Annotated in this window: 19 protein-coding genes and 1 pseudogene; 5 read left to right on the top strand and 15 right to left on the bottom strand. The window is 69.6% G+C overall.

Features of this window, described 5'->3' with window-relative positions:
• Positions 1–7 precede the first annotated feature (7 nt).
• A complete protein-coding gene (locus tag EV379_RS09555) occupies positions 8–730 on the top strand; it encodes a DUF2652 domain-containing protein (protein WP_130505935.1) in 723 nt (240 codons plus the stop codon).
• Between the two features lie 4 nt (positions 731–734).
• Here EV379_RS09555 and EV379_RS09550 read toward each other — a convergent pair.
• Both EV379_RS09550 and EV379_RS09545 read right to left on the bottom strand, forming a co-directional pair.
• Positions 735–1,157: pseudogene (locus EV379_RS09550) on the bottom strand (methyltransferase family protein); the annotation flags it as partial.
• A gap of 50 nt (positions 1,158–1,207) precedes the next feature.
• Entirely contained in the window at positions 1,208–2,389 is a 1,182-nt protein-coding gene (locus EV379_RS09545) for a TDT family transporter (protein WP_130505933.1), read from the bottom strand.
• Positions 2,390–2,480: 91 nt separating this feature from the next.
• Here EV379_RS09545 and EV379_RS09540 point away from each other — a divergent pair, with 91 nt between their 5' ends.
• Complete coding sequence (locus tag EV379_RS09540) at positions 2,481–3,386, top strand: LysR family transcriptional regulator (protein WP_130505932.1); 906 nt, start codon at positions 2,481–2,483, stop codon at positions 3,384–3,386.
• 30 nt (positions 3,387–3,416) lie between these two features.
• Here EV379_RS09540 and EV379_RS09535 read toward each other — a convergent pair whose 3' ends face one another.
• Positions 3,417–4,238, bottom strand: a complete 822-nt coding sequence (locus tag EV379_RS09535) for a CPBP family intramembrane glutamic endopeptidase (RefSeq protein ID WP_242616307.1) — start codon at positions 4,236–4,238, stop codon at positions 3,417–3,419.
• A 185-nt stretch (positions 4,239–4,423) separates the two neighbouring features.
• Here EV379_RS09535 and EV379_RS09530 point away from each other — a divergent pair, with 185 nt between their 5' ends.
• Complete coding sequence (locus EV379_RS09530; RefSeq protein WP_130505931.1) at positions 4,424–4,804, top strand: YybH family protein; 381 nt, start codon at positions 4,424–4,426, stop codon at positions 4,802–4,804.
• A gap of 59 nt (positions 4,805–4,863) precedes the next feature.
• Here the strand turns inward: EV379_RS09530 and EV379_RS09525 are convergent, their stop codons facing one another.
• The 4 genes from EV379_RS09525 to EV379_RS09510 form a co-directional block, all read right to left on the bottom strand.
• Entirely contained in the window at positions 4,864–5,547 is a 684-nt protein-coding gene (locus EV379_RS09525) for a DNA alkylation repair protein (protein ID WP_130507388.1), read from the bottom strand.
• Positions 5,548–5,605: 58 nt separating this feature from the next.
• Entirely contained in the window at positions 5,606–6,748 is a 1,143-nt protein-coding gene (locus EV379_RS09520; RefSeq protein ID WP_130505930.1) for a hypothetical protein, read from the bottom strand.
• Positions 6,749–6,817: 69 nt separating this feature from the next.
• Positions 6,818–7,795, bottom strand: coding sequence for a hypothetical protein (locus EV379_RS09515; RefSeq protein WP_242616306.1), 978 nt, complete (start codon positions 7,793–7,795; stop codon positions 6,818–6,820).
• Between the two features lie 58 nt (positions 7,796–7,853).
• Positions 7,854–8,825, bottom strand: coding sequence for an alpha/beta hydrolase (locus tag EV379_RS09510; protein ID WP_130505928.1), 972 nt, complete (start codon positions 8,823–8,825; stop codon positions 7,854–7,856).
• A 296-nt stretch (positions 8,826–9,121) separates the two neighbouring features.
• Between EV379_RS09510 and EV379_RS09505 the strand changes: the two genes are divergently transcribed.
• Positions 9,122–9,997 carry a pentapeptide repeat-containing protein gene (locus tag EV379_RS09505; protein WP_130505927.1) on the top strand — a complete coding sequence of 292 codons (876 nt, stop codon included), beginning with the start codon at positions 9,122–9,124 and terminating at the stop codon, positions 9,995–9,997.
• A gap of 19 nt (positions 9,998–10,016) precedes the next feature.
• On the opposite strand, the gene EV379_RS09500 is transcribed toward EV379_RS09505, so the two are convergent.
• Positions 10,017–11,363, bottom strand: coding sequence for an MFS transporter (locus EV379_RS09500; RefSeq protein WP_130505926.1), 1,347 nt, complete (start codon positions 11,361–11,363; stop codon positions 10,017–10,019).
• A 165-nt stretch (positions 11,364–11,528) separates the two neighbouring features.
• Here EV379_RS09500 and arfB point away from each other — a divergent pair, with 165 nt between their 5' ends.
• The gene (gene arfB, locus EV379_RS09495) at positions 11,529–11,951 is read left to right on the top strand and encodes an alternative ribosome rescue aminoacyl-tRNA hydrolase ArfB (protein ID WP_130505925.1); all 423 of its coding nucleotides are present in this window, start codon (positions 11,529–11,531) and stop codon (positions 11,949–11,951) included.
• On the opposite strand, the gene EV379_RS09490 is transcribed toward arfB, so the two are convergent.
• The 7 genes from EV379_RS09490 to EV379_RS09460 all read right to left on the bottom strand — a co-directional run bounded on the left by EV379_RS09490 (position 11,948) and on the right by EV379_RS09460 (position 22,601).
• Positions 11,948–12,475: an O-acetyl-ADP-ribose deacetylase gene (locus EV379_RS09490; RefSeq protein WP_130505924.1), complete on the bottom strand. Its 528-nt coding sequence runs from the start codon at positions 12,473–12,475 to the stop codon at positions 11,948–11,950. The two genes, arfB and EV379_RS09490, sit on opposite strands and share 4 nt — an antisense overlap.
• Positions 12,472–13,392, bottom strand: a complete 921-nt coding sequence (locus EV379_RS09485; RefSeq protein ID WP_130505923.1) for an LLM class flavin-dependent oxidoreductase — start codon at positions 13,390–13,392, stop codon at positions 12,472–12,474. Before EV379_RS09485 ends, EV379_RS09490 begins: the two co-directional genes overlap by 4 nt.
• A gap of 39 nt (positions 13,393–13,431) precedes the next feature.
• Positions 13,432–14,382 carry an alpha/beta fold hydrolase gene (locus EV379_RS09480; protein ID WP_130507387.1) on the bottom strand — a complete coding sequence of 317 codons (951 nt, stop codon included), beginning with the start codon at positions 14,380–14,382 and terminating at the stop codon, positions 13,432–13,434.
• A gap of 163 nt (positions 14,383–14,545) precedes the next feature.
• Positions 14,546–15,232, bottom strand: a complete 687-nt coding sequence (locus EV379_RS09475; RefSeq protein WP_130505922.1) for a response regulator — start codon at positions 15,230–15,232, stop codon at positions 14,546–14,548.
• Entirely contained in the window at positions 15,229–16,458 is a 1,230-nt protein-coding gene (locus tag EV379_RS09470) for a sensor histidine kinase (protein WP_130505921.1), read from the bottom strand. Before EV379_RS09470 ends, EV379_RS09475 begins: the two co-directional genes overlap by 4 nt.
• Positions 16,455–20,063 carry an efflux RND transporter permease subunit gene (locus EV379_RS09465; protein WP_130505920.1) on the bottom strand — a complete coding sequence of 1,203 codons (3,609 nt, stop codon included), beginning with the start codon at positions 20,061–20,063 and terminating at the stop codon, positions 16,455–16,457. Before EV379_RS09465 ends, EV379_RS09470 begins: the two co-directional genes overlap by 4 nt.
• Positions 20,064–20,195: 132 nt before the next feature.
• Positions 20,196–22,601 (bottom strand): ATP-binding cassette domain-containing protein, encoded by a 2,406-nt coding sequence (locus EV379_RS09460; protein WP_207226224.1) that lies wholly within the window; start codon positions 22,599–22,601, stop codon positions 20,196–20,198.
• Between the last annotated feature and the right edge of the window lie 31 nt (positions 22,602–22,632).

Genomic DNA, 22,632 nt, shown 5'->3' with positions numbered 1-22,632 from the left:
TTGGGCCATGGAATCTGGGCGAGCTGTCCTGTTGATTGCGGACATCGGTGGGTACACCGACTACATGAGTTCCCACCGGATGAGCCTCGCGCACGCCGAGGTGAACACCGCGCGGATGCTCGACAAGATGATCGACGCCGCGCCGGGATACGAGCTCATCGAGATCGAGGGTGACGCGGCCTTCCTCTCGCGGCAGGCCGATGGGCGTGAAGCAGACACCACGGTCACGGGGATCCTGCAGATCGCGGTCGCCATGCATCGGGCCTTCCACCTGGAGCGGCAGAATGTCGCGACGAACCTCTGCCCGTGCGCCGGATGCAAGGAGGCGGGCAACCTGAAGCTGAAGTTCGTGGCGCACATCGGCGATGTGGCCTCTCAGACCATTCGCGACAGGCACAAGCTCGTCGGGATCGACGTCATCCTGGTGCATCGGCTGCTGAAGAACTCGGTGATGATCCCCGAGTACGTGCTGCTCTCGGAGGAGCTGTACGACACCGGCACGGCCGCGCTGCCCGGCCCGGTCGAGCAGATCTCGGACGAGCTCGAGGGGATCGGGACGGTGCGCGCGTACTACCTCGACGTCGGCGACCTCGACGGCTCGCTGCCGCCGCTGCCCGCACCGAACTGGTCGGGGCGACTCGGGCGGACCTTCGCGGCTGCGGGCCTCGGCCTGCCGTACATGATGGGACTGCGGCGTCCGCGCGCTGCCAGGGACGTGGCCGCCCGCTGAGCCGTCAGCGCGGTAGGGGACGTCTGGCCGCCGGCATCCGGGGCACCCAGCAGCGCACCGCGTCGCGGTACCGACGAAACTCGTCGCCGAATCGCTGCTCGAGGTCGCGCTCCTCGTGTGGCCGGATGGCGTAGTTCCAGAGCAGGGACCCGGCGATCGCGTAGGCCACCACCAACCAGGATGACAGCAGGAGTCCGACCGCGACGCCCTGCACTATGCCGGAAACCGCCATCGGGTTGCGCACCCACCGGTAGGGGCCGGCGATCACCAGTTGCGTGGGCATCGCCGTCGGCAGCGGGGTCCCGCGCCCCGCCGTCGACATCACGATGGCGGAGGAGACCCCCAGTGCGCTGGCCGCCACCAGGATGACACCGCCGACCGGTGCCGCGAGCGGCGAGAACGGCAACGCCACCTCCCAGCGTTGTTGGCGACTGCCTGCGCCCCGAAGTAGATTCGCCCCCATCGCATGTGGTCACGTTAGCGGTTGGCTGAGGTCCCGGGACGCAGGAACAGCGTGCCGCGGAGGATGCTGCCGGTGAACGTCCGCGCGGCGACGATCACCCAGGCGATGACGAGCCCGGCGAACAGCACCACGGCGAGGACCAGCAGCGCGATCGCGCCCGTGCTCACGGCGAGCGCCGAGACGCCCGTCACGCAGGTGCCGACGGGGAAGGTGAACGACCACCAGGTGAGCGAGAACGGCAGATTCCGTCTGGCCGTGCGCACGGTCGCCGCAATCGCCAGGGCCGCCCACATCAGCGCGAAGCCGAGCACCGGAATGCCGATCACCACGCCGAACAATTCGAGCGCCGTCGACCAGGGTGCCGCAACGACGAACTGCGCATTGGCACCGAGCAGGTTGGCGGCGGTGATCGCCTGGCCGAGCGGGCCGAGCACGATCCAGAGCGTCGGCACCATCGCCGCCGCCGGGAGCTTGTGCCGGGCGAGACGGCCCCAGATCAGCGTGATCACGATGAGCGAGGCGATCAGGCTCATCCCGAACATGGCGTAGCAGGCGAGCATCATGGTGAGCCGAAACTGGCCGTCCGGCACGTGAGGCAGCAGCAGGCTCCCCGTTGCCGCGGACACCATCGGCGGAACGACGGGCATGAGCCACCCACCGAACGCGCTGTCGTCATCGACGGCATGGCGGGTGAACAACAGGAACGGCACGGTGATCGCGCTGGCAAGACCGAGCAGCGTTCCGACCGACCACAGCACCGCGTCGATGGCGAGTGCGGCATCGATTCCGATGATGTCCGTGCCCAGCAGCAGGGTGCCGGCGCCGACGGTGAGCATGGCCATCGGCGGGGCGCCGTAGAAATGGGCCATCACCGGATTCAGGTGGTGCCCGCGCGCGGTGTCGCGGAAGAGGATCCAATGGATGACGGTGGCCGTGAGGAGCCCGATCAGCAGCGTGCTGGCCAGTGCCCACACGATCGTCGCGGCAACGTGCAAACCGGAGAACTGCAGGGGGAGGCTCGCCGCCGCGGTCGCGAGGATTCCGGTGCCCATCACCGAGGCGAACCAGTTCGGCGTGATGTTGGCGAACATCAGCCCCGGGCGCTCCAGCTCCCGCAGGAGGCGCCGCGGAGCCGGCTTCGGGTGCTCGGCGATTCGGGATGGTGCATGGGTGGGAGCTGGCGCGGTGACGGACATGTATCAAGGCTCCCCGCGAGCACACGGCTCCGGTAGTGCATGCTTGTTGTGGCGAAACAAGTCAGGCTTGTGGCCGGAAGGTGGGGAACGGATGCCGGGAATCGAGAACGCTGCGCTGCGGATGCTCGTCGCGGTGGCGGAGGCCGGGAGCCTGTCCGCGGCCGCGCGACGCTTGGGAACCACCCAGCAGGCCGTGTCATCGCGGATGCGGAACCTCGAGGCGCAGCTGGGCGTCGCGCTCGTCATCCGCTCACCCCAGGGGTCCCGGCTCACCGAGGCCGGAACGGTGATCGCGGGCTGGGCGCTCGACGTCGTGGACGCGGCCGATCGCTTCGACGAGGCCGTCCGCTCCCTCGCGCGCGATGCCGCCGCCCCGCTTCGGATCGCCGCGAGCCTGACGGTCGCCGAGCACCTCATGCCCCTGTGGCTGCACCGGCTGCGCGCCGAGGCACCCGTCGAAGTGGAGCTCACCGCCGTCAACAGCGCGGCCGTCGCCGAGCGCGTCCGAAACGGGAGCGCCGACCTCGGCTTCGTCGAGGTGCCCGGGCCACCGGACGATCTCGTGACGCGCACCGTCGCCTCGGATGAACTGGTCGTCGTCGTCCGCCCCGGTCATCCATGGACCCGGCGCCGGCGGGGGATCACGGCGGGCGAACTCGCGAGGACGCCGCTCGTGGTCCGCGAGCAGGGGTCCGGCACCCGCGAGGCCCTCACCCAGGCGCTCCGCGCCCACCCCGATGCGCTCACCACAACCGAACCGGCAGCGGTGCTTCCCACCACCGCCTCCGTGCGCGCCACGGTCGCCGCCGGAGACGATCCAGCAGTCCTCAGCATCCTGGCCGTGGCCGACGCGCTCCGCATCGGCCAACTCGAGCGAGTGAAGGTCGCGGATCTGCGCGTCATCCGGCCACTCGCCGCCGTGTGGCGGGACGGCGCGATGCCCTCACCGGCGGCGGAGCGCCTGCTCGCCATCATCGCGCACGACGAACGCGCCTGAGCGGGACCGGATCACCGGCCGGCGCCGGTCTCAGCTCGTGGCGCTGGCCCCAGCGGACGGCACGGGCCGTGGCAGGCGCTCGTCAGCCCCGCGGATGACGAACGGCACAGCGATGAGCGCGATGACGCCGGCAAGCGGCACGACGGCCGTGACGATGTTCGCCAGCTCCGACGGGTGTCCGTACGCCACTGCGAAGACCGAGAAATCCCACACGGCGTGCAGGATCATGGCGTAGACCAGGCTGCCCGTCACGCGTCGGAGGATGTAGAAGGCGGTGCCGACCAGGAACGCGAAGATCACCTGTTCGACGGTGACGAAGGCATCCTGACCCAACAGGATGTTCACGAGGTGGAAGAGCCCGAAACACAGTGAGGTGAGGAACCACACCCACCCTTCGTGGAGTCGACTGCGCAGTGCGGTGAGCAGGAGGCCGCGTGCGGTGAGCTCCTCGGTGAAACCGACGAGCAGCAGCACGAGGGACGCCCCGAGGAACGGCAGATCGTAGGAGCCCCAGTCGGTGAGGAGCAGATTGACCAGGGCCAGGAGCGCGAAGAACACCGGGGCGATGATCGGCCAGCGGTGTCTGCTCCGCTGCCGCTCCCGCATGGCCGGCCTCCACCAGCCGAGCGCGCTGGTGGTGAGTGCGAGGGCAACGGTCGCGATGATGAGCGATACGCCGGCACCGAAGAACAGATTCGCTGCGCTGTCGCCCCAGGCCGTGTAGGAGATGCCGGACAGCGACTGGATGCCGACGACGAGGGCCGTGTAGCCGATCCAGATCGCGAAACCGATCCAGACGCGCGGCGTGACGCGCATCGAGGGTGGAGTTCGGGTTGAACTCGTTGTGCTCATGTACTGTGCTCCGATCCGCAGCGGTCTGTGTATTCCAGCCTAGGGACTGTGTGAACGCGAGTCGCGCCGGGAAACGCCCGCCGGACGAATCTCGACGGAGTTGTCACACTCTCGTCGCGGAGGCGTCTTTCTCTGTGAGGCCCACGAATGGAGCCTCGCTCCACCCCTGTGAAAGGACAGCAACAATGACCTCCATCGTCACCGAACTGAACCAGCTGAACGCGGCATTCGCGGAGCGTTTCAATGCCCGGGACCTCGACGGGCTCATGGCGTTGAACACCGCGGACGTCGTGTTCGTGCCCGCCCCCGGTCAGCCCGTCACCGGAGAGGCCACCGTGCGCGCGGCGCTCGAGCAGTTCCTCGCGCTCCGGCTGCCGATCAGCATGAACGTGCGTTCCGTCTTCCAGAGCGGCGACACCGGCCTCGCGGTCGCCGACTGGACGATCACCGGCACGGGGCCGGACGGCAGCGAACTCGCCCTCGCTGGCACCACGGCGGATGTCGCGCGCTTCGACGAGGAGCACGGCTGGCGTTACGTGATCGACAACCCCTTCGGCACCGCGTAGCCGGCGGATCCCCGCCCTGTCTGCAGGCCGCAGTCCTGGCTGTTCACGCGAGGCGCGGTTCAGGAAAGACTCTGGCGCCGGACGATCTCGTTGATCCAGCTCGGGGCGAACGGCGAGGTGCAGTTCGGGGGAGTCGGGTAGTCCTTCAGCACCTCGAGCCGTTCGCCGATGTCGAGCGCGCGGGCGCGGAGCTCCGGGTGCGAGATGCCGATCTGGGCCAGACAGTGGTTCATCTCCCACTGCAGGCGGGCGGGGGCGTCCTTCATCTCGGCCTCGATGATGTCGAGCAGCCCCGGAAGGTCGAGCCCCTCCGGCGTCTTGGCGACGCGGTCGGTGGTCAGCACCCAACCGGCGCTCGCCACAATGGGGTCCGGATCGGTGAACCAGGCGAGGCGGAGCGCCTCGGCATCCGGGTGTTTCTTCACCACGTAGTTGACGAGCCAGTCCTGCACCTTGGGCGTGCGGGCATCGCGCAGCATGGCGTCGAGCTCGTCGCGCTCGAAATCCTTGGGGCGGCAGATCAGCAGCGAGAGCAGGCGCGCGGCCGTGTCCTCTGTCTGCCACAGCTCGCGGGAGAGATCCTGCTGGGTCTTCAGGCGCTTCGCGATCGCACGCAGCTTGCCGAGGTTCACGCCGAAGTCGTCGCCGTGCCTGGCGTTCACCTCGCGGGCGCGCGGCTCATCGAGAGCCGCCAACTCTGCCAGCAGCTCCTCCACCGTGTCTGGCATTGTGTCGGTCACCATCGTGTCGGTCACAGCAGGCCTCCCCGTCGCATTCGTGTCGAGTTCAGCCTACGACGGGTCAGCCGCCCTGCGCCTGGAGCGCCTGGGAGATGATGCCCGCGGCGAGCAAGACCGCCATCGGCAGGAACCAGATGAGGAAGCCACGGAGCTTTCCGCGACGCAGTCGCTGACCGGGTTTTGCGACGACGCCCGCGCCCGCCGCTGCCGGCCAGAGCGCGCTCTGCTGCGGCGACGACGCTGGCACGCGCTCCGGCTGATCGATGCGGTCGTCGCGCCAGCGTTCCCAGCGCTCGAGTTTCGCCCCGAGAGCCGCCACGGCATCCATCAGCCCGACCCAATCAGCCGGATCGAGGGTGACGACCTCGGTGTTGTTGACGAGGAACAGCCAGTCGTCGATGATCTCGATGTCGAAACCGTGGACGTCGTCGATGAGGCGCGCCATCACGTCGGGCGTGAACAGGTAGAGCGCGTCACGCTCGTAGCCCTCTGGGCAGTAGAGCGAGAAGTGTTCGTCGAAGTCACCCTCGAGCGAGAGCCTCTGCGCGCTTGCAGGCACGGCGAGCCCGGTCAGCGCGCGAGGTGCGCCGCCCTGTGCGAGCACGACGATGTGCGGAAGCGGCGTCGCGAGCCGCACCGCGCAGTAGCCGCCGAACTGGGTGTCCTGGCTTCCCGCCGGGCCGTACCTGAGCCGGTAGTTCGCGAATTCGACCGCTCGCTCCGAGGAGGGGCGGATGACGCGGCTGAGGGTGAGCTGGCCCCGATCGGCCCACGGTGTGACGTGGTCTCCCTCGGTGGGGCCCGGCTCGTAGCTCAGGCCGTTGTCGGCCGCGAAGTGCGCCAGCCGATAGTGGCGCTTCGGGGTGCCGCGGCGCACCGTCACGCGAACGAGGACCCAGACGATCACGATGGCGGCGACGAGCATCAGACCGCCGACGGCGCACATCCCGATCAACTGGGAGACCATGTCCGGGGCGCCCTGCGCGATCTCCCGAGTCACGCCGAACGCCATCGCGAACAGGCCGATGACAATGATCACGACCACGACACCCCAGGCGAAGCGCTGCGCGGGTTCGAGGCGACTGCCGACCGCCGGGTGCTCGGAGGAGAAGGCGCGGAAGAATCTCTTCACATCGCGCCGCCTGACCCGCCGCGTCAGCGCATCGGTGTTCAGGCTCTGCTCGAGCCCCGTCGTCGTCTGCATGCGCAGCGCCCCCTTCGCGGGGCGCAGAGAATCGGCCCCCATCAGAGGGTACGTGCTCCGCCGTGGTGCTCAGTGCCGGTCGAGTCGCAGCAGCAGCGCCGCGAGCTGGTAGCGCGCGCGACCGAGCGGGCTGCGCGGGTCGTAGCCGAGCTCCCGGCCGAGCGCCTCGTGGCGCGCCTGCAGCGAGGAATGGTGCATCCCCAGCGCGCCGGCGGCGGCCCGGACGCTGTCGGCTTCGACCAACACAGCGAGTGTGTGCGCCGAGCGCACATCGAGAGTCGACAGAGTGGCGACATCCGGATGCCGGCTCGCCTCAGACTCGATGGCGCGCACCGCAGGCAGCAGCACGCCCAGAACCGCCGCGTCGACGCGTGGGTGGTCAGCGTCGGTGAGGCGCAGCGCAAGCAGCGCATCAGACCACGATGCCGGCAGCCGCATCGTGTCGCCCGGCCCGCCGATTCCGGCCGGAGCGTGGTCGGCCATCGAGTCCGTGCCGGCGACGATGGTCGCCCGCACGACGCCGTGAGCGGTCGCGATGAGCGTGCTCGGCCCCGTTGGGTGCACGGCCGGCGGTGTTGCGACCACGCGCAGCTGGCCGTTGCCGAGCCGCAGCCGTGTCGCCGCTGCCGCGCGCTCCTGCTCCGAACGTGTGACATCGATCACGAGCTGCACCGGGTCATCGGTGACGCTGCGCCGCCTGGTGCGCAACACCCCGACGGCGAGCGCGAAGCGTTCAAGCACCATCGCGTCGTTCGCATGGGCGTGCCCGCTGCGCTCGATCCACACGCGTTCGTCCGGCGAGACGTTCACGCCCGGCCACCCCGCTGAGCTGCCGGCATCCGCGGCCGGGCCTCCGTCCGGTGCCACACGCAGGCACTGTTGGGGCGATTCCACCCCGGCCACCGTGCCGCTCAGCAGCGCGGCAGCGCGCACGAGGGCCTCGACCCGCACGTCGCCGGCGACGAGCGCGTCGAAATAGGCGATCACCTTGAGGCTTGCGCTCGCGTCCGGATCGAGCGAGGTGAGCCTGCCCAACAGTTCCTGCATGTCCACTCCGATGCGTCTTCGCGCCCATCCTAGGCGTTTGGGCGCGAAGACCTGTCGCTCAGGAGCCGAGGATCCGGCGCACCCAGTCGTTGCGCGCCGCGATCATCGCCCGCGACAGAGCGGCCTGCGGGGCGAAGCCCTCGAAGGCGTGGAAGCCGCCGGGCCAGACGTGCAGCTCCGCCTCCCCACCGCACGCCCAGATGGTGCTCGCGTACGCCACATCCTCGTCGCGGAAGACCTCGGCGCTGCCGCAGTCGATGAACGCAGGGGGCAGTCCGGAGAGGTCACGGGCGCGCGCAGGGGCCGCGTAGATCGACACGGCGTCGGTGCCGCGGCGGTCGCCGAGCAGCGCGTCCCAGCCGGTGACGTTGCTGCCGCGGTCCCACACGCCGACGCCGTCGATCTGCACGGTCGAGACGGTCTCGTCACGGTCATCGATCATCGGGTACATCAGGAGCTGGCCGCAGAGTGCCGGCCCGCTGCGGTCGCGTGCGAGCAGCGCGACGCCAGCGGCCAGGCCGCCGCCGGCGCTGCCACCGACGATGAGCAGGCGGTCGGGGTCGATGCCGAGGCTCGCGGCATTCTCGGCCGTCCAGACGAGCCCGGCATAGCAGTCCTCCACCGGATACGGGTCGGGGAACTCCGGCGCAAGGCGGTACTCGACGCTGACCGCGACCGCGTTGTACTGCACGATCCAGTCGAAAAGGGCGGCCGCGCCGGTCCAGCGATCACCGATGATCATGCCGCCGCCGTGCGTGTGATAGATGCCGGGGCCGGTCCCTGTGCGCCCGATCGACTGCAGCACGGTGACGACGATCTCGTCGCCCTCGTGGCCGGGGATGGTCACGTCGCGTGCCTCGATCCCCGCCTCGAGCAGGATCTCCTCCGTGACGCTCAGCATCGGCGCCTCCCGCATCGGCGCGATCATCTCCCGTGTGATCGTTGGCGGGATCATGCCGGCCAGAGCCGACAGCGCGGCCTCCAGCTCAGGATCGAACGGTGGACGGCTGCTGGTGAGCGTGTCGGTCATGGGAACTCCTTCGTTCGGCGCCACCTCATTGTGACGACTGTTCTCAGCCTCGCGATGACGGCGCGGCGCGGCATCCGCCGTTTGCTGCCGAATGCGGTGCAGCGACCCGCCATCTGGCGGCCGCCGTGCGCTAGCCTGATGCCAGTGATTCTTCATACATCTCTGTGACCCAGAGCGCCTTAGCGATTCCAGTTCGCTCCGCAGTCGAGGAGCGGTGATTCAGTGCGCCCGCGCAGGGGACTCCACCTGGAGTTCCCCGTCGCCGACCCACCATCGAACTCATCACTGGAGACATCATGAACACCGCATCACCTCATCCAGGCGACTCGTCGCCCGCCCGTGACCGCCGCTCGTTGCGCGCGGATTGCGGCAACTGTTTCGCCCTCTGCTGCACCGCCTTCGGCTTCGCACGCTCGACCGACTTCGCTGTCGACAAGGCTGCAGGCACGCCGTGCCTGAATCTTGCCGCGGACTTCTCGTGCACGATCCACGACCGCCTGCGCCCGCGCGGCTTCCGCGGCTGCACGGTGTTCGACTGCTTCGGCGCCGGGCAGCACGTCTCGCAGCAGCTCTTCGCCGGGCGGAACTGGCGCGAGCAGCCGGAGGCGAAGGAGGAGATGTTCGCAGCCTTCGCGGTGTCGAGACAACTCCACGAGGCGCTGTGGCACCTCGCCGAGGCCGAGCGCCGCACGCTGGACCCCGACCTCGCCGCGCAGGCCGGCCGGTTGCGCGCTGCCATTGACGGGGCCCTCGCCGGCGAGGTGCAGGATCTGCTGGCGATGGATGTCGCGGACCTCCACGACCGGGTGCGAGCCGCGCTGCTTGAGGTCAGTGCCGAGGTGCGGGCTTACCACTCGGCGTCCGGCGACGGCCGGCTGGAGTCGTCGCTGTGCCCGGGAGCCCAGCTGATGGGTGTGAAGCTCCGTGCGCGTCAGCTGTGCGGGGCGGACCTCCGCGGCGCGTATCTCATCGCCGCAGATCTGCGGGGGAGCGACCTCGCCGGGGCGGACCTGCTCGGCGCCGACCTCCGCGATGCCCGCCTCGACGGGGCCGATCTGTCGCGGGCGCTCTACCTCACGCAGCCGCAACTCAACGCCGCCATGGGCGACCGGGAGACGCGGCTGCCGCCGGATCTCACGATGCCGGCCAACTGGGAGGCTGCGACGGTGTGAGCCCGGCTGGGCCGTGAGCTCAGCCGAGCTCGCCGACGGGCGAGAGCTGCGGCCGGACCGGCGTCGGGACACCGGCTGTCGGAACGCCGGCGGTCGCGGCATCCGTCGCCCGCGAGGTGATGAACCAGTTCGCCACACCGGCGGCGAGGACGATGAGCGCGGCGCAGAGCGGTGCGAGCTGCGCGAGCTGTGCGCCGGAGTTCTCGGCGATGAGACCGACGGTGGCCGAGGAGATGGCCTGGCCGACGATGATCGCCGAGCCGGCCATCGTCATGGCCGTGGCCGAACGGCCGTGCGGGGTGCGCGCCGCAACGAGCGCGTACGCCGTCACGAGGGTGGGCCCGACGCCGATGCCGGCGAGTGCGAGGGCGATGAGCATGACGGGGATGGTTGTGGCGGTCGCCGCGAGGGCCGAGCCAGCGGTCAGCGCTCCGGCGAAGACGAGCCAGCGGGCGCGGAGCGAGAAGCGCGGCGAGAAGGCGGCAACGCTGAGCGCGAGGATCGCGGAGCCGATGCCGAGCACCCCGTAGAGCAGCCCGGCCTCCTCCGCGCGCGCGACCTCGCCCATGAAGGCGGTGAGGGAGGTGAGCATCGAGCCGAAGAAGAGCCCCATGCCGAGCACGCCGAGCAGCACGACGAGCATCCGTGGGCGCAGGAGTGCGCGCAGCGGCGCCGGCGCGACCGCATCGGTGGCGTTGTCGGGTGCGATGCGCGCGCTCTTGTGGAAGGCGAACGCCGTCACGAAGATCATGGTCAGCACCGCGGCGCCGATGATCGGTGCCGCCGGGTTCATCGTCGTCGCGAGCAGACCGACGATCACGGGCCCGAACACGAAGACCACCTCATCGGCGGCCGATTCGTAGGCCATCGTGCCGTTGATCGTCTTCGCCCGGATGCCACGGGGCAGCCGGGTCGCGATGATGCCGACCAGGCGGCTGCGCGAGAGCGGCGAGACCTGAGGTGCTGTTGCACCGACGAGGAAGGCGACGCCGAGCAGTACGAGGTCGGGGACGGGGGCGAAGGCCGCCCACGCGAACGCCAGGAGCGCCAGACTGTTGCCGATGGCGGCGACGAGGACGACGCTGCGCTGACCGAAACGGTCGACGGCGAGGCCAAGCAGCGGCCCGACGAGAGCCGTCCCAAGGCCGACAGCGGCCGAGGTGATGCCACCGAGCGAGATCGAGCCGCGCGCGGCCACCACGAGCGTCAGCACGCCGACCACCATCATCGCGAACGGCAGACGCGCGACGAATGCGATCGGGAAGTACGAGATGCCTGCGGCGTGGATCAGCCGGGTCGGCTCCGTGTCCGCCTGTTCGGTGCTCTCGAGTTCGGTGCTCTCGAGTTCTGCGCTCTGTTCTGCCATGGTTGCTCTCCTCCCGTGCGGCCGAGCCGCGCGACGGTTCGTGCCGCCGTTTTCGCCGGAGAGCGAATGGTAGATACACCTCAGATGGTGCCGTTCCGGGAACGACACACCCGAGCATTGTACGCCATGGATGCCTGCGGCGCCGACTCGTGCGACTCTTGAGTCATGGATCTGGAGGTGTCGCCCGCGCTCAGCATCCCGGCATCCGAGCTCGCGTGGCGGTTCTCGCGCTCGTCCGGGCCGGGCGGCCAGCACGTCAACACCTCAGACAGCCGCGTCGAACTCTCGTGGGATCTCGTCGGCTCCTCTGCGCTGTCCGAGCAACAACGTCAGCGCCTGCTTGACCGCCTCGGGCGACGCCTGGTCGCCGGCGTTCTCACCGTCACGGCGTCCGAGCAACGTTCGCAGCTGCGCAACCGCGAGATCGCCAGACGCAAGCTCGCGCTGCTCGTCTCCGACGCTCTCACCCCGGACGCCGCCACCCGGCGAGCCACGAAGCGCACCCGTGGATCCGACCGCCGCCGGCTGGACGCCAAGCAGCAGCGGTCCGCGACCAAACGGCAGCGGCAGCGGCCTTCAGCGGACTAGCCGCGCCCCCGCCCCTGCCCGCCCCAATTGTCCAGCTGCCGCAGCACGGCGTCGTGGCTGTCGCGGCCGAATGCGACGATGCGGACCTCGGCGACCTGGGTGTCCGCCGTGGAGATCGTCTCAACGGCCACGGCGATGGCGTCCGCGCGCGGCCAGCCGTACACGCCGGCGCTGATGAGCGGGAAGGCGACGCTCGCGGCGCCGAGCTCGTCGGCGATGCGCAGTGCCCGGCTGTAGCAGCTCTGCAGCAGTGAACGATCGCGCTGCCCGGCCGTGTAGTTCGGCCCGACGGTGTGGATCACCCAGCGCGCCGGCAGATCGCCGGCCTTCGTCCAGCCGGCATCGCCCGTCGCCAGGCCATTGGGGAACCGTTCGATGCACCCCTGCATGATCGCCGGTCCGCCGGCGCGGTGAATCGCCCCATCGACGCCTCCGCCTCCGCGCATGGCGGTGTTCGCCGCATTGACGATCGCGTCGACGCGCTGCTGCGTGATGTCGCCGAGCACGGCGGTGATGGCGGTCACGAGCTCGCCGTCCCGCGCGCTCTGGCCGCTCGCTCCCGGCCGACGGCCTCGCGCACGCCCGGCACGATCTCGGCGGCGAAACGCTCGACCTGCCTGACGGTGTCCCTGGCCGGGGCGAAGATGACGGTGTCCATGCCGACGTCGACGACGAGGGCGGTCAGCTCCTCCACCCACCGGTCTGCCGGCCAGTGGAAGTCCCCGTCGGAGGAACCATCGGTGATGGCTCCTCCGATGTTGTAGAGCCGTTTGATCGCGGCCGGGTCCCGCCCGGCCGCCAGCGCCCCTGCGTCGATTCTGGCGTGCATCTCCGGCAGGGCCGTCGGCGGGAAGTACGACGCAGACGGCACCCAGCCGTCAGCGGAGCGCCCGGTGAATTCGAGCATGCGCGGGCCACCGACGCCGAGCCAGATGCCGATGTCATGTGCCGGTTGCGGGCCCGGCTTGGTCCCGGCGAGCCGGTAGTGCTGGCCGGAGTAGCCGACGGAGGGTTCCGGCGACCACAGCAGCCGCACGATGTCGACGGCCTCGCACAGCGCCCGGGCGGCCTCGGCCGGCTCGCGGGCCGGCGTGCCGAGCGCGGCGATGGCCGGCCAGAACGCCCCGGCCCCGAGGCCGAGCTCGAAACGACCGCCGGAGAGCAGATCGAGGCTCGCGCCGGCCTTCGCGATCATGGCGGGTGTGCGCAGTGGGACGTTGGCCACGTCCGGGAAGACGCGGATGCGCGTCGTGCGCTCCAGGATCGAGCCCATGAGCACGAACGAGTCGACGAAGCGGCGCTGGTACGGATGATCCTGCACACCGACGAGATCCAGGCCGCCGCGTTCGGCGGCGGCAACCATCGCGAAGAGCTCGGGCAGCGCGGCGGCATCCGGTGTCGGGAAGATGCCGAACTCCACCGCTCTGCCGTAATCAGCCATCGCTCATGCCCTCCTCGATGTGCTGCCGAGTCTAGAACGCTAGGCGGCTGGCGCGCTGCCCAGTGCGGACAGGAACCGTGCGGTGTCGTCGGCGATCTCGGGTGAGAGGGTGTGGTGGAGGTAGTGGTCGCCGTCGAGGAAGACTACCTCGCCGTGCTCGACGCTGGCGGCCTGCTCCTCGTGCAGCTCCGCCCACGTGGCGAAGTCGGGGTTCTCCGCCTGGGCGAAGAGCAGCACGGGCAGGTCGTGCGGGAACGTGCGGGCACTCGCCGCGGCGAAGTTCTCCGCGATGTGCTTCAGCTCGTTCACGTAGGTCGTGGAGAGGGAGTTCTGGGCCGAGAGCATCGTCATCTGCTCCGCCGTCTCCGTGTCGAAGTCCAGGCCGGCGTATGGGTCGCTGAGCGCATAGAGCACGCGCATGAGGCCGAGCGTCTTCGCGGTCTGCATCGCGGCCAGCGGGAGCTCCTTGTCCATTCCCGGCTGATCGGGGACGCTGCTGTCGATGCCGACGAAGGCGGTGACCTCGTCGCGGAAGTGCTCCGTGTACTCGAGCCCGTAGATGCCGGCGATCGAGTGCCCCATCAGCACGTAGCGGTCGATGTCGAGGGCCTGCAGCGCCTCGTGCACCTCGTTCGCGATGTTCTCGCTGGTCCGTGCCTTCTCCGTGCCATCGCTCAGGCCGTATCCGAACGGTTCGACGGCCACGACCCGGTAGTCGGTGGCGAGCTCCGTGATCAGCGGCGAGAAATCGAGGGCGGGCGCCGCGGTGCCGAAACCGGGTAGGAGCACGATCGTCTCGTCGCCGGCGCCGCTGATCACCACGTTCATGTTCTTGCCGTCGACCGGCACCAGCTGGCCGTAGCTCTCGATGCGCTCGGCCTCCGCGGTCGTTGCCGTGACGTTCACGACCGCCGTGGTGGCCAGGGCCAGTGCGATCACCGCCACGATCACACCGAGCGTCCTGAGCGTGATTCTGAGGAACTTCTTCATGATTGTCCTTGTCATTGGGTAGATGTCATTGGGTTGATGGGTCGCGAATGGATGGTGGATGCCGACACGCCTGTGACGCGCGGGCGAGGGTGGGCGCCCGAGATCGGGCGCAGGGCAGCCCACGGTGACCGCCCCTGTGCGGGGCGAATCGACGGCGGACCGGCTAGATCACACCGCTGCGGAAGGCGAAGACGACGGCCTGCACGCGGTCGCGCATGCCGAGCTTCTGCAGAATGCGACCGACGTGGGTCTTCACCGTGGACTCGGAGAGCCAGAGCTGCTGGGCGATCTCCGCGTTCGAGAGCCCGAGCACGAGGGCATCGAACACCTCGCGTTCGCGCTCGGTGAGCGCCTGCAGGCGTTCGGTCGCTGCGCGTCGTTCCGATTCCCGCCGTGCCTCGGCCGCGGCATCCGGCACCCGTCTCAGGTCGCCGTAGCGCCGGAGCAGCTCGGACGTCACCCGCGGCGCCAGCACGGCATCGCCGGCCGCGACGGCGCGCACGGCCGCGAGGATGTCATCGCTCGTTGAGTCCTTGAGCAGAAAGCCGCTCGCGCCAGCCTCGAGGCCGCCGAACGCGTAGGCGTCGATGTCGAAGGTGGTCAGGATGATCACCCGGCTGTCCCCGCTGTGTGCGGTGATCTCGCGGGTCGCCTCGATGCCGTCCATCCGGGGCATCTGCACGTCCATCAGCACGATGTCGGGGTTGAGCGCCGCGGTGAGCGCCACCGCCTCGATGCCGTCTGAGGCCTCGGCGACGACGTCGATGCCGTCGCTCGCGCCCAGCACCATCGCAAGCCCGGTGCGAATGAGGGCCTGGTCGTCGGCGATCAACACCCGGATGCCGCTCATCGGCCAGCCCCCGGAAGAATCAGTCGCACTGTCCATCGTCCTTCTCCGTCCGGGCCTGCCGCGAGCGATCCGCCGTACAGGGCGGCGCGCTCGTGCATCCCGACGAGGCCGCGGCCGACGTGGCCGCCAGCCGGCTGCTGCAGGGGCGCCCCGTCGTTCCGCACGGTGACGTCGACGTCGTCGCCGGTCTCGACCAGGACGCTCACGCTCGTCGGCGCCGAGGCGTGGCGGAGCGCGTTGGTCAGCGCCTCCTGCACGACACGGAAGACGGTCACCTGCACGCCGGACTGCGGCGGGGTGTCTCCGCTGAGCTCCAGCTCGACCGGCAGGCCGATGCCCCGGTAGACCTCGATGAGCCGGGGGAGGTCGTCGAATCCGGTGCCGGACTGCGGCGCGGCCGAGCTCGGCGTCGATTCCAGGACGCCGATCACGCGACGCATCTCGGTGAGCGAGGAGCGGGCGACGCCACCGAGCTGTCCGATCGCCTCCTTGGCCCGCTGCGGTTCCGTGTCGTACACCGCGCTGGCGCCGTCGGCCAACCGCACGATCACCGAGAGGGAGTGCGAGACGATGTCGTGCACATCACGGGCGATGCGAGAGCGCTCGGCGAGGGCGGCGAGCTGGGCCTCCTGATCGCGTTCACGCTCCAGCTGCCTGGCGTGCTCGAGCAGGCCGGCGATGTAGCGCCGACGATTGCCCGAGTTCTGCCCCCAGAGCAGCGCAACCAGCAGCACGAGCAGGCCGGTGACCGCGTACGCGATCACATCGCCGATGCGGGAGGTGCCCATGCCGGGAATGGAGAGCGGCGGGTCGACGAACAGGTACGTCACACTGACCAGCACGGTCACGGCGGCGGATGCCGACGCCGCCAGCCACGCTCTCCGCACCGAGTCGTACACGGCGACCGCGAAGACACAGTAGGCCGCGGCCAGGTTGAGCAGATCGGGGCTGACGAGGGCGAGCGGCAACGTGATCACGAAGGTGACCCAGAAGGCGAACAGCGGGCGACGCCGCCGGAACAGCACGAGGCAGAGCGCGACGAGGATGACCACGCTGCCGAAGGCGACGCCGGCGACCCAGCCGAATGCAGGCGTCGACGCGGTGAGCAGCAGTGTCGGCGTCGTCATCAGCACCCAGCTGACGGCGACCAGGATGTCGACGAGCCGAGGGTGGCGCTGCCCGTAACGGGCGGCCACCCCGAGACTGCGCGGCATGGTCGTGGTCACGGTGCCAGTCTCCCATGCGTCGTCAGCGCGGCATCCCGCTCGGTGTCGTCGAGCCCGATGTCGTCGAGCCCGCTGTCTTCGAGCCCGGAGTCGGGTTCGGCATCCCGAGCGGCCCGCTTCGCCGCCCGCCGCTCCGTGCGGCGCTCGTGCAGCACGTACAGTGCCGGAACGACGATGAGCGTGAGCAGTGTCGACGACACGAGGCCGCCGATCACGACGATCGCGAGCGACTTCGAGATGAATGCTCCGCCTCCGGTCAATCCGATGGCCATCGGCAGCAGCGCGAAGATCGTCGCACACGCCGTCATGATGATCGGCCGCAGGCGCAGTCGTGCCCCGTGCGTGACCGCCTCGTCGATGCCTGAGCCGTGGCGGCGGTACTCGTTGATGAGGTCGATCAGCACGATCGCGTTCGTCACCACGATGCCGATCAGCATCAGCATGCCGATCATCGCGGGGATGCCGAGCGGCGTTCCCGTGATGAGCAGGCCGAGGATCGCGCCGGTGGCGGCGAGCGGAACCGAGACGAGCAGCAGCAGCGGCTGCACGAGCGAGCGGAAGGTGGCGACCAGCACGATGTAGACGAGGGCGATGGCGATGAGCATCGCCAGGCCGAGCTGGGCGAACGAGTCGCCCTGTTCCTCTGCTGCGCCGCCCTGGTCGAGGCTGACCCCGTCCGGCAGCTCGAGCGCGGCGATCGCGGTGTCGACGGCGAAGGCAGCGGCCCCGAGGTCGCCGCCCTTGGGCGTGGCGGAGACGGTGACGGCACGCACGCCGTCGATGCGGGTGATCGTGGCCGGAGCGTTGACGACGGCGATGGTTGCGACATCGCCGACGCTGACGGCACTCGCCCTGACGTTCTCGATGTCGCGCTGAGCCTGAGCGAGCCGCTCGGACTCGGCCTGCTGCGCCGCACCGTCCGCAATCGCGTCGCGGGCGGAGGCGATCTGCTCGTCCATGGCGCTCAGCCCGGCTTCGGCCCCGGAGATGGCCGCGCCGAGTTCCGCAACGAGCTTCTGGTGCTCGATCGCGCCGAGCACGCCTCCCGTCACGGGGCTCGGGTCTGCTGGGGGAGGGCTCGCGATCAGCGCGGCGAGCTGCTGCCGCATGGCGGCCAGATCCCGGCCGGACTGCTCCCGCGCCTCCACGAGCTCTGAGACCTGCTCATCGGCAGTGCGGTTCGCCTCGGCCCTGGCGTCGTCGGCGAGCTGCTGTTGCTCGGCGGTCAGCGCATCAACCGCGCTCTTCTGGGCGCGTTGCTGCTGCAGCGCGGTGACGGGGAGCGGGAGGGCGGCGATCGCCGCCGGATCGCTGCCCGTTGTGCGCGAGCGGAGCACGAGGTCGTGGCTCGCGCCGTCGACGCTCACCGAACCGAGCCGTTCGCCTTCGACGGCCGCGGCAATCGCCGCCCCGACCTCGACGACGCTGAAGCCTTGCGCGGCTGCGGCGGTCTGGTCGACGGACACCGAGAGCACCGGCTGCTCCGCGGCGAGGTTGCTCGTCACCTCGGTGATCTCGGGGAGGGCGTCGAGCTCGGCGGCGATGGCGTCGGTGGCCGTGGCGAGCGCCGCCTCGTCACTGCCCTTCACGATCACGTCGATCGTCGAGCTCGTCGTCTGGGTGGCCTGGGTGGAGACGGTGATGTCCTCGCTGCGGGGCAGCGTGTCAACGGCCGTGCGGATGCCGACGAGCGCGGCATCCGGGTCGGCGTCGCTCGTGAGCACGAGATCGAGCCGCACCGGCGCGCCGTGGGCCCCGACGGTCGTCTGGTACGACTCGACGTCGTCGACGGCGGCGACCGCCTCCTCGAGCACGACGGCGACGGCATCCGCCGATGCCAGGGTCGAACTCATCGGCATCGTTTGCTCCAGTTGCACGGCCCTCGCGTCGGCGAAGCTGCCGAGCATGTCGGTCTTCAGGAATCCGGCCGCGAACAGCGTTCCGGCGAAGACCACAACGGCGACGACCACCATCGTGACCGGGCGGCGGAGCGCCAGGCCCAGCGCGGGCAGATAGGCGCGCTGCATGGCCGTTGTGCGCTCGGCCTCCGGGGATTCCGTCTGCTCGCCCGGCGCGTCGCCGGCAGACTCGGCCCGGCGCGCGGATGTCGATGGCTTGCGCATGAACCAGTAGGCGAGCACGGGCACGATCGTCAGAGACACGACGAGGGAGGCGAGCAACGCGACGGAGACCGTGACGGCGAACGGCCGGAACAGCTCGCCGGCGACGCCGCCGACGAAGGCAACGGGCAGGAACACCGCGACGGTGGTGAGCGTGGACGCCGTCACAGCGCCGGCGACCTGCGCGACAGAGGCGCGCACGTCCTCGACGCTGAGACCACCGGAACCGCGGCGCCTGGTGATGTTCTCGATCACGACGATCGAGTCATCGACCACCCGGCCGACCGCGACCGTCAGGGCGGCCAGGGTGAAGATGTTGAGCGTGAATCCGCCGAAGCGCAGCGCGATGACGGCGATGAGCAGCGACATCGGGATCGAGATCGCGGTGATCACCGTTGCCCGCGGCGAGAGCAGGAAGATCAGGATGACGAGCACGGCGAAGAGGAGTCCGAGCCCGCCCTCGACCGAGAGATCGTGGATGGACTGCTCGACCATCGTCGACTGATCGAAGATCGTGTGCATTGCGGCACCGGCGCCGAGCTGGGGGAGCGTGGCCGCGACGGCATCCGCGACCGCGTGGGAGACCTGAACGGCGTTGGCGTCGGGCAGCTTCGTGATCGTCAGGCCGATCGACGGCCGGCCGTCGGCGCGGGAGAGGGAGGTCTGCTCGACGGGGACGAGTTCGACCGCTGCGACGGCAGACAGCGCGACCGGACCGTCCATGGTCGGAATGGGGAGCGCAGCGATGTCCGCGAGGGTGGCGTTCTCCTGCCCGACCTCGATCGCGAGGGACTGTTCCCCCTCCACGCTCGTCCCGGCCGGCACCACGGTGCCTGCGGTGCGCAGCAGCGCGCCGATCACGGCCTGATCGATGGAGTGGGCCGCCAGCGCGGCCGGGTCGGCCGTGACCAGCACCCGCTGCTGCATCCGCCCGGCGAGCTCAACGTCGCGCACACCTGGCACGTTGCCGAGCACCGGCAGCAGGACGCTGTCGACGCGCGCGGCGAGGACGTCGGACTCGGCGTCGCTCGTCAGGGCGAGGGCGAGCACGGGGATGTCGCTGCTGCTGCCCGCGAAGACGGTTGAGACGATGCCGTCCGGCGCCGCGGCGAGGGTGTCGGATGTCGCTGCCTTGATGTCGGCGAGGATCTTGGTGCTGTCGGCGCCGAACCCCCACAGCACGCTGAGCTCGGCTGTGCCGCTCCCGGTGTTCGAGCGCACCTCGTCGACTCCGGGGACGGAGGACAGCGCCCGGGAGAGCGGCTCCACCGCCTGGCGGTCGAGCGTCGCCGACGATGCACCCGGCTTGGCCAGCACGACGACAGCGGCCGGCTGCTCGATGGCAGGCAGCAGTTCCTGTTTCATCGAACCGGTGGCCCAGAGGCCAATCGCGACGATGAGCAGGCTGAGCAGCGCGACGATGGCGCGGTTGGCCAGGCTCAGGCGGGTGAGCAGCGTCATGGAGTGGATTCCTTCGATAGGCATTCTGCGAGCGTTTTCACGCTATGAGAGTGCCCATCGGCCGCGCGTCCCCCTGAGTGCCCATGTGTGCTGCCGCCGCATCGGCCTCAGGTACTACATCCCAGTGACCGTCAGCCAGGCAACCAGCACACCGCGCTACTCGGCCGCTCCGACGTACCTCGCCAGGTGCTCACCGGTCAGGGTGGGCCGCGCGGCGACGAGCTCGGCCGGCGTGCCCTCGAATACGATCCGGCCGCCGTCGTGGCCGGCACCGGGGCCGAGGTCGATGATCCAGTCGGCATGCGCCATCACGGCCTGGTGGTGTTCGACCACGATCACCGACTTCCCCGACTCGACCAGACGGTCGAGCAACCCGAGCAGGTGCTGCACATCGGCGAGGTGCAGACCCGTCGTCGGCTCGTCGAGCACGTAGATGTCGCCCTTCTCCGCCATGTTCGTGGCCAGCTTGAGCCGCTGGCGCTCACCGCCGGAGAGCGTCGGCAGCGGCTGGCCGAGGCGCAGGTAGCCGAGCCCGACATCGACGAGGCGGTGCAGGATCGCGTGCGCGGCCGGCGTGCGGGCGTCTCCCGCGCGGAAGAACTCCTCGGCCTCCGCCACCGACATCGACAGCACCTCGCTGATGTCGCGGCCGCCGAGGTGGTAGTCCAACACCGAGGCCTCGAAGCGCTTGCCCTCGCACACCTCGCAGGTCGTGGCGACGCCGGCCATCATGCCGAGGTCGGTGTAGATGACGCCGGCCCCGTTGCAGTTGGGGCACGCCCCCTCCGAGTTGGCGCTGAACAGCGCCGGCTTGACGCCGTTGGCCTTGGCGAACGCCTTGCGGATCGGCTCGAGCAGCCCGGTGTACGTGGCCGGGTTGCTGCGGCGGGAACCGCGGATGGCGCTCTGGTCGATCGACACGACGCCGGCTCCGGCGGGGATCGAATCGTGGATCAGCGAGCTCTTGCCCGAACCGGCGACACCGGTCACGACGCAGAGCACACCGAGCGGAACGTCGACATCCACGTTCTTCAGGTTGTGCGAGGTCGCGGCCCGGATCTCGAGCGTTCCATTCGGCGTGCGGACGGCCGGTTTCACCGACACCCGATCGTCGAGGTGGCGGCCGGTGAGGGTGCCGCTGGCGCGGAGCGCCTCCACGGTGCCCTCGAAGCAGATCGTGCCCCCTGCGGTCCCCGCGCCAGGACCGATGTCGATGACGTGATCGGCGATCGCGATCATCTCGGGCTTGTGCTCGACGACGAGCACGGTGTTGCCCTTGTCACGCAGGCGCAGCAGCAGCTCATTCATCCGCTGGATGTCGTGCGGGTGCAACCCGATGGTGGGCTCGTCGAACACGTAGGTGACGTCGGTGAGGGCCGAGCCGAGGTGGCGGATGAGCTTGGTGCGCTGCGCCTCACCGCCGGAGAGCGTTCCGGATGGCCGGTCGAGCGAGAGGTAGCCGAGACCGATCTCGACGAAGGAGTCGAGGGTGCGCCGGAGCGTGGAGAGCAGCGGGCCCATCGACGGCTCATCCAGGCCGTTCACCCAGGCGGCGAGGTCGCTGATCTGCATCGCGCAGGCATCCGCGATGTTGACGCCGTCGATGCGGGAGGAGCGGGCGGCTTCGCTGAGGCGGGTTCCACCGCAATCGGGGCACGCCGTGTAGGTGACGGCGCGGTCGACGAAGGCACGGATGTGCGGCTGCATCGCCTCGCGGTCCTTGGAGAGCATCGACTTCTGGATCTTGGAGACCAGACCCTCGTAGCTCATGTTGATCGACTGGATCTTGACCTTGGTCGGCTCCTTGTACAGGAAGTCGTGCAGCTCGGTCTCGCTGTAGTCCCGGATGGGCTTGGCCGGATCGAGGAAACCGGACTCGGTGTAGATGCGCACCATCCAGCCGTCGGCCGTGTAGCCGGGGATCGTGATAGCCCCCTCGGCGAGTGACTTGCCGTCGTCGAACAGCTGGGCGAGGTCGATGTCGGTGACCATGCCCATGCCCTCGCAGCGCGGGCACATGCCGCCGGTGACGGAGAACTCGCGCCGCTCCTTGACCGTCTCGCCTGCCTTCTCCATGGTGATGGCGCCTGCGCCGCTGACCGAGGCGACATTGAAGGAGAACGCCTGCGGCGAACCGATGTACGGCTGCCCGAGCCTGCTGAACAAAATGCGCAGCATGGCGTTGGCGTCGGTGACCGTGCCGACCGTTGACCGGGGGTTGGCGCCCATCCGCTCCTGGTCGACGAGGATCGCCGTCGTCAGGCCCTCGAGCGTGTCGACATCCGGCCGCGCGAGCGTCGGCATGAAGCCCTGCACGAATGCGCTATACGTCTCGTTGATCATCCGCTGGGATTCCGCGGCGATCGTGCCGAAGACGAGCGAGCTCTTGCCGGAGCCGGAGACGCCCGTGAACACCGTGAGCCGACGCTTCGGGATGACGACGCTGACGTCTTTGAGGTTGTTCACCCGTGCGCCGTTGACGCGGATCAGATCGTGGCTGTCTGCGCTGTGCCTGCCGTCATCTTGCAGCGAGTTCGCGCGCGTGTCCGTCGTCATGGTCATGAGGTCTCCAACTGTCGTGCGGGTGCCGCGT

This window comes from Microterricola gilva (genome assembly GCF_004217495.1).
GTDB classification, from domain to species: Bacteria; Actinomycetota; Actinomycetes; order Actinomycetales; family Microbacteriaceae; genus Microterricola; species Microterricola gilva.
This window is presented reverse-complemented; position numbering and strand designations above follow the sequence as displayed.